A 13,566-nucleotide genomic window follows, 5' to 3' on the forward strand; every position below is an offset into this window, starting at 1 on the left:
GGGAGTACGCACAGGGATTGCCTCGCGTTTACCCCTGAGCGTTACGATCGCTGCACAACACGGCCGTTCAGACGCATGTCCGACCGGTCGGACAGCACCCCCACCCAGCCGCCTCGGTGAGAAGGTAAAGACTTATGTTCGGAAGGCTCGGCGCCCCCGAGATCATTCTCATCCTCGTCGTCATCATCCTGCTGTTCGGCGCGAAGAAGCTTCCCGACATGGCGCGTTCGCTCGGCAAGTCCGCGCGCATCCTCAAGAGCGAGGCCAAGGCGATGAAGGACGACAACAAGTCCGCCGCCCCCGCCGACCCGCCCACCGCCGGTGAGCAGTCCGCGTCGCAGCGCACCATCCAGGCCGCCCCGGGCGACGTGACCAGTTCCCGCCCGGTCGCCGAGCCGACGGACACGACCAAGCGCTGACGCGGGGCCGGTGACCTCCGGCCCGCCCGCACGAGATGGGAACGTGGGTTGCTGAAGTCTGCCCGCAAACAGGAGAGGGATCCCGAGGGGCGGATGCCCCTCGCGGAGCACCTGCGTGAGCTCCGCAACCGGCTCGCGAAGGCACTGCTGGCGATCGTCGCCGTCACCGTCGTCGCCGCTTTCTTCTACAACGACATCATCAATCTCCTCACCCGGCCGATCCTCGACTCGGTCGGCTGCGACCAGTCGTTCGAGCAGTTGGCGAAGTCGACGTCGGACAAGCCGTGCGCGCAGATCACCATCAACGGTCTGCTCACCCCCTTCACCCTGGCGCTGAAGGTGTCGCTGATGGCCGGCGTCGTGCTGGCCTCCCCGGTCTGGCTGTACCAGCTGTGGGCCTTCGTCGCCCCCGGGCTGCACCGGCACGAGAAGAAGTACGCCTACGCCTTCGTCGGCACCGGCGCCCCGCTCTTCATCGGCGGCGCCTACTTCGCGTACAACGTCCTCCCCACCACGGCGGAGGTGCTGCTGGAGTTCACCCCGAGCAGCACGACCAACCTGCTGCCGCTGGACGACCTGCTCGACCTCGTCCTGCGCATGGTGCTCGTCTTCGGCCTCTCCTTCGAGCTTCCGCTGCTGCTGGTCTTCCTCAACCTCACGGGCTCGATCACCGGCAAGCGGATGCTCGGCTGGTGGCGCGCGATGATGATGGGCATCACCCTCTTCGCGGCCCTCGCCACGCCGAGCACCGACCCGCTGACCATGCTCATGCTGGCCGGGCCGATCTGGGTGCTGTACTTCGCGGCCGTCGTCTTCTCGCTGCTGAACGACCGCCGCCGTCGCAGGCAGGAGGCGCTGGGCCCCGCCGACGACGAGGCCTCCGACCTCGACCTCACCCCCGAGGACATCGGCGAGATCGAGCCCGTGACGACCAGCCCCGCCCTGCCCGAGCAGTCCCGCACGGACCGGGTCAACGGGTACGACGACGTGACGTGAGCCAGGGGCCGTGCCGCGCCCCTGACCGGGCGCGGCCGCCCTGGCGGGTGCCCGTGAACCGGTAGGGCCCCGGTCCGCCGGACTCCTATCCGGATAATGATCGTCCTGTTGTCGGTGCGGCCCGGTACGCTCGAAAGCACGATGACAGAGGACCTCTCACCGGCCGAGCGGTACGCGGCGGCCCGTAGGCGCGCCGTCGAGCAGGCCACGGCGCTCGCCTCCTTCCGCGAGATGTACGACTTCGGCCTCGACCCCTTCCAGACAGAGGCATGCCAGGCGCTGGAGGCGGGCAAGGGCGTACTGGTGGCCGCGCCCACCGGCTCGGGCAAGACGATCGTCGGCGAGTTCGCCGTCCACCTCGCCCTGGAACAGGGCAGGAAGTGCTTCTACACGACACCCATCAAGGCGCTGTCGAACCAGAAGTACGCCGATCTGTGCCGCCGCTACGGCACGGACCGGGTGGGCCTGCTCACCGGCGACAACAGCGTGAACTCGGGCGCCCCGGTGGTCGTGATGACCACCGAGGTGCTGCGGAACATGCTGTACGCGGGCTCCCAGACCCTCACCGGCCTCGGCTACGTGGTCATGGACGAGGTGCACTACCTCTCCGACCGCTTCCGCGGCGCCGTCTGGGAGGAAGTGATCATCCACCTCCCCGAGTCGGTGACGCTCGTCTCACTGTCGGCGACGGTGTCCAACGCCGAGGAGTTCGGCGACTGGCTCGACACCGTCCGCGGCTCCACCGAGGTGATCGTCTCCGAACACCGGCCCGTGCCGCTGTTCCAGCACGTGCTGGCCGGACGCCGGATGTACGACCTGTTCGAGGAGGCCGAGGGCCACAAGCGGGCCGTCAACCCGGACCTGACGCGCATGGCGCGCATGGAGGCCAGCCGGCCGTCCTACCAGGACCGCAGACGCGGCCGGCACATGCGCGAGGCGGACCGGGAGCGGGAGCGCAGACAGCGTTCCCGGATCTGGACACCGGGCCGGCCGGAGGTCATCGAGCGGCTGGACAGCGAGGGCCTGCTGCCCGCGATCACCTTCATCTTCAGCCGTGCCGGCTGCGAGTCCGCCGTCCAGCAGTGCCTGTACGCCGGACTGCGGCTCAACGACGAGGAGGCGCGGGAGCAGGTGCGCGCCCTGGTCGAGGAGCGCACCGCCTCCATCCCCACCGAGGACCTGCACGTCCTGGGGTACTACGAGTGGCTGGAGGGCCTGGAGCGCGGTATCGCCGCCCACCACGCGGGCATGCTGCCGACCTTCAAGGAGGTCGTCGAGGAACTGTTCGTACGCGGGCTGGTCAAGGCCGTCTTCGCCACCGAGACCCTCGCCCTCGGGATCAACATGCCCGCCCGCTCGGTGGTGCTGGAGAAGCTCGTCAAGTGGAACGGCGAGCAGCACGCCGACATCACCCCCGGTGAGTTCACCCAGCTCACCGGCCGGGCAGGCCGCCGCGGCATCGACGTCGAGGGCCACGCCGTAGTGCTGTGGCAGCGCGGCATGAACCCCGAGCACCTCGCGGGGCTGGCGGGCACGCGCACGTACCCGCTGCGCTCCAGCTTCAAGCCGTCGTACAACATGGCGGTCAACCTGGTCGAGCAGTTCGGCCGGCACCGCTCGCGGGAGCTGCTGGAGACCTCCTTCGCCCAGTTCCAGGCCGACAAGTCGGTGGTCGGGATCTCCCGGCAGGTACAGCGCAACGAGGAGGGGCTGGAGGGCTACAAGGCCTCCATGACCTGCCACCTCGGCGACTTCGAGGAGTACGCGCGGCTGCGCCGCGAGCTGAAGGACCGGGAGACCGAGCTGGCCCGGCAGGGCGTGGCGCAGCGGCGTGCCGAGGCCGCCGTCGCGCTGGAGAAGCTCAAGCCCGGTGACGTCATCCACGTACCCACCGGAAAGTACGCCGGGCTGGCCCTGGTGCTGGATCCCGGTCTGCCCGCCGGGCGGTCCAACGGGCACCGCGGCTTCGAGCACCACGACGGGCCGCGCCCGCTGGTACTGACCGCGGAGCGGCAGGTCAAGCGGCTGGCGTCGATGGACTTCCCGGTGCCCGTGGAGGCGCTGGAGCGGATGCGGATCCCCAAGTCGTTCAACCCGCGCTCGCCCCAGTCCCGCCGGGACCTGGCGTCCGCGCTGCGTACCAAGGCGGGGCACATCCCGCCGGAGCGGGCCCGCAAGAAGCGGTCCCAGGCGGCCGACGACCGGGAGATCGCCCGGCTGCGCAAGGCGATCCGCGCTCATCCCTGCCACGGCTGCGACGACCGCGAGGACCACGCCCGCTGGGCGGAGCGCTACCACCGGCTGCGGCGCGACACCGCGCAGCTGGAGCACCGGATCGAGGGGCGTACCAACACCATCGCCCGCACCTTCGACCGGATCGTGGCGCTGCTGACCGAGCTGGACTACCTGCGCGGCGACGAGGTCACCGAGCACGGCAAGCGGCTCGCGCGGCTCTACGGGGAGCTGGACCTGCTGGCCAGTGAGTGCCTGCGCGAAGGCGTCTGGGAGGGCCTCGGTCCGGCCGAGCTGGCCGCCTGTGTCTCTGCCCTGGTGTTCGAGTCCCGGGCCGCCGACGACGCGATGGCGCCCAAGGTGCCCTCGGGGAAGGCGAAGGCCGCGCTCGGCGAGACGGTCCGCATCTGGGGCCGGCTCGACGCCCTGGAGGAGGAGTTCCGGATCAGCCAGACCGAGGGGGTCGGCCAGCGCGAGCCGGATCTCGGCTTCGCCTGGGCGGCGTACATGTGGGCGTCCGGCAAGGGGCTCGACGAGGTGCTGCGCGAGGCGGAGATGCCGGCCGGCGACTTCGTGCGCTGGTGCAAGCAGGTCATCGACGTCCTCGGCCAGATCGCCGCCGCCGCACCGGCGGACGGTTCCACCGTGCCGAAGAACGCGCGCCGGGCGGTCGAGGGGCTGCTGCGCGGAGTGGTCGCCTACTCGTCGGTGGGATAGGCACCGGCGGCACGGATCCACTGGGCGCCCGAGCGTTTCGCTCGGGCGCCTTCGTCATGTCCCGACCTATCGGTTCACTCGTTACGGTGAGTGACAATCGCGCGCCCGTGCGACGATACTTTACGTGTTCGAACGGCTCCGTAGCGTACAAATGGATCCGAGGCTACCCCTGCCCCGGTGTCCGTTTCAGGTGCTTGCCGAATGTGACACGGCGTTGATCCGCTCGGACTAAGCTCGCCCGCAGCGCGCCGAGTTGAGGTGTATTAGCGCGTTTGTTCAAAAAATGCCGAAGTAACCGACCACTCCATGACATACCCCCCTGCACGCTTCCCCATCCCCGCCGATTCGTTTTTCAGAGGGCCTACATGGTGAGTGTTGAATCCCCTCCCGGTCACCGCGAACTTCCCTACGCGCGCGTCCTGTTGCTGCCCGCCATACTGATGGCGGCGGCGACCGGGGCAGCCGTCGCCATGGTGACGGAGCCGGCCCGGACCGCGGTCGCCCTGTGCGGTGGCCTGGCCACCTTCCTGGTGATCATGACGGGCGCCGAAGCGGTCCGCCGTGGCCGCACACTGCGCGCCCTGCGTACCGAGCACGCCCGTCACGCCGCGTATCTGGAACGGCGGATCGCCGGCCACGACGAGGAGATGGCCCGCCTCGTCGACGAGGTCCTGCCGGCCGCGCTCCACTACATGCGGCGCGGGAACACCCCGCGCGAGGTGATGCTCCACCTCGGCGACCTCGACCCGTCCTATGCCCACTTGCACGAGCCGCAGCGGAAGCTGATCCGCACGGTGGTCGAGATCATCGACCACGAGGAGGCCCTGCGGGACTCCGCCGCGCGCTCCTTCGTCGACGTCGCCCGGCGCGTCCAGGCCATCGTCCACCAGCAGAACAAGGAACTGCGGGAGATGGAGGAGGACCACGGCCGCAACCCCGAGGTCTTCGACGACCTCCTGCGCATCGACCACGGCACCGCGCTGATCGGGCGCCTCGCCGACTCCATCTCCGTCCTCGGCGGCGGCCGGCCCGGACGCCAGTGGCCCCAGCCGGTGGCGCTCTACAGCGTGCTGCGCGGCGCCATGTCCCGGATCCTGGAGTACCGGCGCATCCACCTGGCCTCCATCGCCAAGGTCAACATCAAGGGCACCGCGGTCGAGCCGGTCATCCACGCCGCGGCGGAACTGCTCGACAACGCCACCCGCTACTCGCCGCCGAACACCAAGGTCAACGTCACCGCGACCGAGGTGCAGACCGGCGTCTGCATCGAGATCGAGGACGCCGGCGTCAACCTCAGCGAGGAGTCACGGCTGCGCATCGAGGGCATGCTGGAGGCCGCCAAGCGCGGCACCGACCTGCAGGACCTCGGGGGCAACCCGCGCCTCGGCCTGTCGGTCGTCGGCCGCCTGTGCACGACGTACGACATGCAGGTCTCGCTGCGCGCCTCCGCCTACGGCGGCGTCCGCGCCATCCTGGTCGTGCCGAGCAACATGATGACCACCGAGCCCGGCGTCGGACTCGCCCACGGCATCGGCGCGACCTCCATCCCGCTGCCAGGTCCGGACGCGCTTCCCGGCCCCAACCGCAAGCCCAAGAAGCGGCGCCCCACCAGCCCGCGGATCCCGGCCACGGTCTCCCTGGAGGACGACGTCCCCGAGGTCACCGAGTGGACGGCGGGCGGCCTGCCGCAGCGCCGCAGCCGGGTGAAGATGCCGCTCAGCCAGCGCCTCGCCGAGCAGGCCGCCTTCGAGCGGGCCGAGGCCGAGCGGGAGGCCCGCGAGGCCGCCGAGCGCGCCCGCAACGCCCGCTGGGCCACCCCCGAGCCGGAGCCGGAGCAGAAGCCGGACGAGGAGCCACTGCCGGGGCAGTGGGTCGAGGCCTTCTGGGAGGGCCTCAAGAGCGCCCCGGACCCCGACGCGTTCACCCAGCCGCCCCATGAGCCGGCCCACGCCCCGGCCGACGACGAGGGAGACCTCAAGTGATCGAGCAGCAAGGCAAGTTCGACTGGATGCTCAGGGATCTCTACGACGGCGTTCCGGGCATCGAGATGATCGTGGTGCTCTCCGCCGACGGACTGCGCATCGCCCGCTACTCCGGTGACCCGGACGCCGCCGACCGGGTGGCCGCCGCCTGCGCGGGACTGCAGAGCCTGGCCGGCGCGGTGGCCCACGAGATCCCGGACAGCGACGGCCGGATGAAGCTGGTCGTCATCGAGATCAACGGTGGCTACTTCTACCTCATGGCCGCCGGACCCAACGCCTACCTGGCGGTGCTCTCCGATGTCACCTGCGAGCCCGGCCGGATGAGCAACCGCATGCAGGACCTGGTCGCCCGCATCGGCCCCCATCTGACCAGTCCCGCCCGGCGCAATGGGCAGACCGTATGACTCCTCCCCAGCGCCAGAGGCGATTTCCCGCGCAAGAGCCGTCCGCCCGGCCTCCCGCGGAGGGCGGCGCACCCGCAACGGGGAACGTGACGGGCAACCCCGAGCGGCTGTTCGTCATCGGTGGTGACGGGGGTGGCGAGCGCGCGGACATAGACCTGGTGACCCTGATCGTGGCGCGCACCGACCCGCCGGCGTCGGCGACGCCCGAACAGGCCGCCCTGCTCCGGTTGTGCGTCGCGCCCCTGTCCGTGGCGGAACTCTCGGCCTACCTGAGCCTGCCGTTCAGCGTGGTGACCGTACTGCTCACCGAGATGCTGGCAGCGGAACTGGTACAGGCCCGCGCCCCGATCGTCCGGCAGAAGGTCGCCGACCGGTCCCTCCTCGAAGCGGTGATGCATGGACTTCAAAAACTCTGACACCATTCCCGGCCCCCGGACGGAGGACCGGCTGCCGCACACGGCCGAGGCCGCCGTGAAGATCGTCATCGTGGGAGGTTTCGGCGTCGGCAAGACCACCATGGTCGGATCGGTCAGCGAGATCAGACCGCTGACCACCGAAGAGACCATGACCCAGGCCGGTATCGGGGTCGACGACAACTACGGGTCCCCGTCCAAGACGGCGACCACCGTCGCGATGGACTTCGGCCGGATCAGCATCACCGACCAGTTGGTGCTCTATCTCTTCGGCACACCCGGCCAGGAGCGGTTCTGGTTCCTGTGGAACGGACTGTTCGAGGGCGCGCTCGGCGCGGTCGTGCTGGTGGACACCCGCCGGCTGGAGGTCAGCTTCGACGTCATGGGGCGGCTGGAGGAGCGCGGTGTGCCGTTCGTGGTCGCCGTCAACTCCTTCCCGGACGCGCCTCGATACCCGCTGGACGAACTGCGCACGGCCCTCGATCTGTCCGAGGAGATCCCGATCATGGAGTGCGACGTGCGCCGCCGGGCCTCCAGCCGGGACGTCCTGATGACCCTGATGCGCTTCCTGCACTCCCTCGCCATGACGGGGGCGCTCACCTGACCGCCGTCCGCCGTCCACCTCAGACATCCGACTGACCATCAGCTCCGGAGCGACCACTGTGACGTTCGAAACCCACTCCCTGACCGGAACGGGCGGCCCCACGCCCGGACCGCCCCCCGGCTGCCCCGCGCACGGCCTGGGACCCGGCGGGCTGCACCGGCTCCACGAGGCCGAGGACCTGGACGAGCTGTATGAACAACTACGGGAGCAGCACGGGCCGGTGGCGCCCGCGCTGATTCACGACGACGTGCCCGTGTGGGTGGTCCTCGGGCACTCCGAGAACCTGCACATGGTGAGCACGCCGGCCCAGTTCTGCCGGGACAGCCGTATCTGGACCCCGCTGAAGGAGGGCATGGTCAAGCCCGACCACCCCCTCATGCCGCACATCGCCTGGCAGCCCATCGCCTCGCACGTCGAAGGCGATGAGCACAAGCGGCTGCGCGGCGCCGTCTCCGGGGCCATGTCCACGATCGACTACCGCAGCCTGCGCCGCCACATCAGGCGGCACACCCAGCGGCTGGTCAACCGCTTCTGCGAGGAGGGCCGGGCCGACCTGGTCGGCCAGTTCGCCGAACACCTGCCGATGGCGGTGATGTGCGAGCTCCTCGGCATGGCGGACGAGTACGACGACCGGCTGGTGGAGGCCGCCCGGGACGCCCTCAAGGGCACCGACACGGCGATCGCCAGTCACGACCACGTCGTGGAGGTCCTGCGCCGCCTCACCGAGCGCCGCCGCGCCGAGCCCGGCGAGGACTTCGCCACCCACCTGATCAACCATCCGGCGAACCTCACCGACGACGAGGTCAGGGAACACCTGCGGCTGATCCTCTTCGCCGCCTACGAGAACACGGCGAACCTGATCTCCAACGTGCTGCGCGTGGTCCTCACCGACCCCGGATTCCGCGCCCAGCTCAGCGGCGGCCAGATGACGGTGCCCGAGGCGGTCGAGCAGTCCCTGTGGGACGAGCCGCCGTTCAGCACGATCTTCGCCTACTTCGCCAAGCAGGAGACCGAGCTGGGCGGCCAGCGGATCCGGGCCGGCGACGGCCTGCTGCTCGGTATCGCGCCGGGCAACGTGGACCCGCGCGTCCGGCCCGACCTTTCCGCCAACATGCAGGGCAACCGCTCCCACCTCGCCTTCGGCGGCGGCCCGCACGAGTGTCCCGGCCAGGACATCGGCCGTGCCATCGCCGACTCCGGCGTCGACGCCCTGCTGATGCGGCTGCCGGACGTCCAGCTCGACTGCGACGAGGACGAGCTGCGCTGGCGGTCCTCGATCGCGTCACGGCATCTGATGGAGCTGCCGGTGCGGTTCGAGCCCAAGCCGCCGCAGGACGTGACGCAGGCACCCAGTCACGCCCCGGTCCCGCCGCAGCGGGCCCCCTGGCACGTGGGCGCGCCGCTGCCCCGGCAGGTGGGCGAGTCGGGGGCCTCGCCCGTGGTGACCCGGCCGGCACCGTCGGCCGCCGGCCGGGCCGTGCCGGACGCGCCGGACGCGTCGGCGTCGTCGGTGGAACCGGCGCGTCCCCACGGCGCGTGGCAGCGCTTCGTGCGCTGGTGGCGTGGTTACTGACCGGCGGCCCAGTCCTCGTAGGAGGTCCAGGCGGTGAGGGCGCGGGAGCTGCGGAAGCGGTGCTCCCGTCCGGTGAGCGGATCGGTGAAGGCCAGCTCGCGGGCGAGCAGTTGCAGCGGGCGCCGGAAGTCGTCCGCGGGGACGGGAGCGGTCACCTCGGGGTACAGCGGGTCGCCGAGGATCGGGATGCCGAGCGCGGTCATGTGGACCCGTAGTTGGTGGGTCTGGCCGGTGGTGGGGGTGAGGCGGTAGCGGGCCAGGGCCGTGGTTGCCGCCGTTGCCGATTCCGTTCCTGCTTCCGTTCCAGTCTCCGTCCTCGGCCCCGTTTCGGTCCTCGGCCCTGTTTCGGTCCCCGTCCCTGTTTCGGTCCCCGTCCCCGTTTCGGTCCCCGTTTCCGGGTGCCGGGCGATCAGTTCGATGTGGCTGACCGCGTTCGGCTCGCCCTCGGTCTCCCGGGCGGTCAGCACCCCGCGTTCCTTCACGATCCGGCTCCGTACGGTCCGGGGGAGGGCGAGCGCGGGGGCGTACGGAGCGACGGCCTCGTACGTCTTGCGGACCCGCCGGTCCCGGAACAGGGTCTGGTAGGCGCCGCGTTCCTCGGGGCGCACGGTGAACAGCACCAGTCCGCCGGTGAGGCGGTCGAGGCGGTGGGCGGCGGTGAGCGTCGGGACGTCCAGCTCCCGGCGCAGACGGGCCAGGGCGGTCTCGGCGACGTGACTGCCGCGTGGTGTGGTGGCCAGGAAGTGCGGCTTGTCGGCGACCACGATGTGCTCGTCGCGGTAGTGGACGAGGAGGGGGAAGGGGACCGGTACCTCGGGGGAGAGCCGGCGGTGGAACCACACGTACATGCCCGGCCGGTACGGGGCGTCGGCCGCCACCGGCCGTCCGTCGGCGCCGACGACCAGACCCGCGTCGAACATCTCGGCGACGAGGCCGGGGGCCGCGCCGGAGAGGCGTTCGACGAGGTGGTCGCCGACCGTGGGCCACGAGCCCTCGGCGGGCAGCCGCAGCCGCACCGGGTCGACCCCGTCGCGCTGGGGGAGCGGGGAGGATGGGGGAGGCGTGCGGCGTCTCATCGTCAGCAAGGGTAGGAGGCGGAGGGAGCGAGGGGTGGACAGAGGCAGCGGAAAAGTGCTGTTCCGTGGTGGGTGCGCCTTGAGAGGATGCGGATCATGCCCTACCTGACGCCCCCGGTTCTGCCCGCCGGCACCCTGTCACGTACCGTCCAGCCCACGATCGCCACCGGCGACGGACTCCTGTTGCGTCCCTGGCGGGAGGGGGACGCGCCGGCGGTCTTCGAGGCGTTCCAGGACCCGTTGATGCACCAGTGGCACATCCGGGCCGCCGACTCCGTGGACGAGGTGCGCGGCTGGATAGCCGCGTGGCAGGCGGCCTGGGCCGGGGAGCGGAACGCGCAGTGGGCGGTCGCCGACGCGGCCAGTGGCCGGCTGCTCGGCCGGGTGGCCCTGCGCGATGTGCTGCTCGGCGATGGTGTGGCCGAGGTGGCGTACTGGACCGTGGCGGCGGCCCGCGGACAGGGAGTCGCCGCGCGGGCCACGGCGGCGCTCGCCCGCTGGGCCTTCGACGAGGTCGGTCTGCACCGCCTCGAGCTGACCCACGCCGTCGCCAACACGGCGTCCTGCCGGGTCGCGGAACGGGCGGGGTTCGTGCTGGAGGGGGTCAAGCGCAGCGCGCTGCGGCACGCGGACGGCTGGCACGACATGCATCTGCACGCCCGGCTGAGCGGTGACTGAGCCGACAGGGTGCGGTGCGGGTGGGGGCGGGCGGGTGCCGACAAGCGCCCACGACTGGGGGCGGCGTCTACAAGCACTGACGACTGCCGACGGCATCTGTAAGCACTGACGACTGCCGACGGGCGTCGACAAACGCCGACGGGCCCAGACCAGCGCCGACGGCCCCGGACCAGCACCGGCGGGCGCCGAAAACGCGGGCGCCGAAAACGCGGGCGCCGACAAGCGCCGACGGACCCAGACACAGCACCGACAGGTGCCGACGAAAGCCGGCGGGCTCGGCCGAACGCCACCGCGCGTCGACAGACACCGACCGGCACCGACAGCACCCCGGACATCGGCAAGCGCCGGCAAGCACCCCGAGCCGCCGTGGACGTCACGCGGCCGATGCCGGAGAGCCGCCCTCCTGCTCCGCCTCGACCTGCGCGTTCCACTCCCGCTTGGAGGACTGCCAGCCGTCCTCGTTGTGGCCGAGCCGCCAGTAGCCGGAGATGGACAGGTCCTCGCGGGGGAGCTGCCGCTCGACCCGCAGCAGTTTGCGCAGTTCCTTCACGCAGCCCGCCTCGCCGTGCACGAACGCGTGCACCCGGCCCGCGGGAAACTCCAGCGCGCGGACGGCCTCGACGAGCGCCTCGCCGACGGGCCGGTCCCCGCGGTGAAGCCAGACCACCTCCACGTCGGAGTCGATCTTCTGCTCCTCCTCCGGACCGGCGACCTCCACGAAGGCGAAGGCACGCGCACCGTCCGGCAGTGCCTCCAGCGAGCGGGCGATCGCGGGCAGCGCGCTCTCGTCACCGGCCAGCAGGTGCCAGTCGGCGGCGGGGTCGGGGGCGTAGGCGCCGCCGGGGCCCATGAAGAGGATGGTCTCGCCGGGCTGGACGTCGCGCGCCCAGGGCCCGGCCAGTCCCTCGTCGCCGTGGATGACGAAGTCCACGGTCAGCTCCCGCAGGGTGGCGTCCCAGTGCCGCACCGTGTAGGTCCGGGTGACCGGCCACTGCTCGCGGGGGAACTCCGCGCGGATCCGCTCCATGTCGAACGGCTCGGGGTAGGTCGCGCCGCCGGACGGGAAGAGCAGTTTGACGTAGTGGTCGGTGCAGGTGTCCGCGGAGAAGTCGGCGAGCCCCTCGCCGCCGAGCACCACCCGCTGCATGTGCGGGGTCAGCCGCTCCGTGCGGACGACCTGTGCCGAGTGCGGCTTCCGCGGCTTGCGCGCCGGACGGTCTGCCATGACGGCCTCCCAAAGCATAGTTAGGTTTGCCTAAGTTAGCATCCCTCCCCTGTCCGGCACCTCATGGACGAGAGGTCCATGAGTCCCCGAGTGTCCCTGCCGCTCCGTCCGGAACCCCCCGTGGCCCGGGCGCCGGCGCGGTCAGGCGCCGAGTGTGGTCAAGAGTCGTTGCAGTGATCCGCCCAGGCCCCAGCGGGTCGCCAGTTCGTCCAGGAGCCGCGGGTCGCGGGGGCCGTGCGGCAGCGCGGTGGGGACGTCGGGCAGCGGGACGTCGTCCGCGACCCGGACCACCTTCGGGGCCACCGCCAGATACGGCCGGGCCTCGTCGAGCCGCCTGCGCTGGGCGGGGGTGAGCTTGGCGCCGGGGTCGTCGACCGCGGCGAGGATGCCGGCCAGGTCGCCGAACTGGGCGAGCAGCTTGGCCGCGGTCTTCTCGCCCACGCCGGGCACCCCGGGCAGACCGTCGCTCGGGTCGCCGCGCAGCAGGGCCAGGTCGGCGTAACCGCGGCCGTCGACGCCGTACTTCTCGCGCAGCAGCGCCTCGTCGGTGAGCTGGAGGGTGCCGACGCCCTTGAGCGGGTACAGCACGCGCACACCGCGGGCGTCGTCGACCAGCTGGTAGAGGTCGCGGTCGCCGGTGACGATGTCGACCGGGCCGTCCGCGCGTGCGGTGAAGGTGCCGATCACGTCGTCCGCCTCGTACTCCGGGACGCCGACGCGGGCGATGCCGAGGGCGTCGAGGACGGCCTCGATCACCGGGACCTGCGGGGAGAGCGTGTCGGGCACCTCTTCCACGTCCGGTCCCGCCGGGCGCTCGGCGGCGACGCGGTGGGCCTTGTAGGAGGGGATCAGCTCCACCCGCCACGCCGGGCGCCAGTCGGCGTCCATACAGGCCACCAGCTGATCCGGCCGGTGGTCCTTCACCAGCCGGTCGATGAAGTCGAGCAGTCCGCGCACGGCGTTCACCGGCGAGCCGTCGGGGGCCTTGACGGAGTCCGGGACGCCGAAGTAGGCCCGGAAGTAGAGGGAGGCGGTGTCGAGGAGCATGAGTCGTCCGGTCACGCACCGCATCATGCCGCAGGGCCGGGCGGGGGCGGTCCGAGGCCGCCCCGGAGGGGCCGGGAGTGTACGTACCGTGACTGACACGTGCCCTGGAAGTGAAGCAGATCACACTTGTGTTTGGCCGATAAGGATCAGGGCAGGTGCGCTGCCGAACCCAAGCTGGTTGAAAAAAGCAACTGTTAGCC

At 71.1% G+C, this 13,566-nt stretch carries 12 protein-coding genes; 9 read left to right on the plus strand and 3 right to left on the minus strand.

Going from position 1 to position 13,566, the window contains the following annotated elements:
- The first annotated feature begins 134 nt into the window (after nt 1–134).
- From tatA to J7I94_RS26495, 8 genes are all read left to right on the plus strand, one after another.
- Nucleotides 135–419, plus strand: coding sequence for a Sec-independent protein translocase subunit TatA (gene tatA / locus J7I94_RS26460; RefSeq protein WP_215170765.1), 285 nt, complete (start codon nt 135–137; stop codon nt 417–419).
- A gap of 48 nt (nt 420–467) precedes the next feature.
- Entirely contained in the window at nt 468–1,415 is a 948-nt protein-coding gene (gene tatC / locus J7I94_RS26465; RefSeq protein ID WP_215170767.1) for a twin-arginine translocase subunit TatC, read from the plus strand.
- Nucleotides 1,416–1,511: 96 nt separating this feature from the next.
- Nucleotides 1,512–4,364, plus strand: a complete 2,853-nt coding sequence (locus J7I94_RS26470; RefSeq protein WP_215170768.1) for an RNA helicase — start codon at nt 1,512–1,514, stop codon at nt 4,362–4,364.
- A 365-nt stretch (nt 4,365–4,729) separates the two neighbouring features.
- Nucleotides 4,730–6,346, plus strand: coding sequence for a sensor histidine kinase KdpD (locus J7I94_RS26475; protein WP_215170772.1), 1,617 nt, complete (start codon nt 4,730–4,732; stop codon nt 6,344–6,346).
- Between the two features lie 26 nt (nt 6,347–6,372).
- The gene (locus tag J7I94_RS26480) at nt 6,373–6,750 is read left to right on the plus strand and encodes a roadblock/LC7 domain-containing protein (RefSeq protein WP_251075789.1); all 378 of its coding nucleotides are present in this window, start codon (nt 6,373–6,375) and stop codon (nt 6,748–6,750) included.
- The gene (locus J7I94_RS26485; protein ID WP_215170774.1) at nt 6,747–7,166 is read left to right on the plus strand and encodes a DUF742 domain-containing protein; all 420 of its coding nucleotides are present in this window, start codon (nt 6,747–6,749) and stop codon (nt 7,164–7,166) included. Before J7I94_RS26480 ends, J7I94_RS26485 begins: the two co-directional genes overlap by 4 nt.
- Nucleotides 7,147–7,767 carry an ATP/GTP-binding protein gene (locus tag J7I94_RS26490; protein ID WP_215170775.1) on the plus strand — a complete coding sequence of 207 codons (621 nt, stop codon included), beginning with the start codon at nt 7,147–7,149 and terminating at the stop codon, nt 7,765–7,767. Before J7I94_RS26485 ends, J7I94_RS26490 begins: the two co-directional genes overlap by 20 nt.
- Nucleotides 7,768–7,825: 58 nt before the next feature.
- The gene (locus J7I94_RS26495) at nt 7,826–9,340 is read left to right on the plus strand and encodes a cytochrome P450 (RefSeq protein ID WP_215170777.1); all 1,515 of its coding nucleotides are present in this window, start codon (nt 7,826–7,828) and stop codon (nt 9,338–9,340) included.
- Here J7I94_RS26495 and J7I94_RS26500 read toward each other — a convergent pair.
- Complete coding sequence (locus J7I94_RS26500; RefSeq protein WP_215170778.1) at nt 9,334–10,416, minus strand: pseudouridine synthase; 1,083 nt, start codon at nt 10,414–10,416, stop codon at nt 9,334–9,336. The genes J7I94_RS26495 and J7I94_RS26500 overlap by 7 nt on opposite strands.
- A 96-nt stretch (nt 10,417–10,512) precedes the next feature.
- On the opposite strand from J7I94_RS26500, the gene J7I94_RS26505 reads away from it, so the two are divergent.
- Nucleotides 10,513–11,094, plus strand: a complete 582-nt coding sequence (locus J7I94_RS26505; RefSeq protein WP_215170779.1) for a GNAT family N-acetyltransferase — start codon at nt 10,513–10,515, stop codon at nt 11,092–11,094.
- A 373-nt stretch (nt 11,095–11,467) separates the two neighbouring features.
- Here the strand turns inward: J7I94_RS26505 and J7I94_RS26510 are convergent, their stop codons facing one another.
- Nucleotides 11,468–12,319 carry a siderophore-interacting protein gene (locus J7I94_RS26510; protein WP_215170780.1) on the minus strand — a complete coding sequence of 284 codons (852 nt, stop codon included), beginning with the start codon at nt 12,317–12,319 and terminating at the stop codon, nt 11,468–11,470.
- 141 nt (nt 12,320–12,460) lie between these two features.
- Nucleotides 12,461–13,393, minus strand: a complete 933-nt coding sequence (locus J7I94_RS26515; protein ID WP_215170781.1) for a 5'-3' exonuclease — start codon at nt 13,391–13,393, stop codon at nt 12,461–12,463.
- Nucleotides 13,394–13,566 lie beyond the last annotated feature (173 nt).

This window comes from Streptomyces sp. ISL-12 (genome assembly GCF_018614415.1).
In the GTDB taxonomy this organism is placed as follows: domain Bacteria; phylum Actinomycetota; class Actinomycetes; order Streptomycetales; family Streptomycetaceae; genus Streptomyces.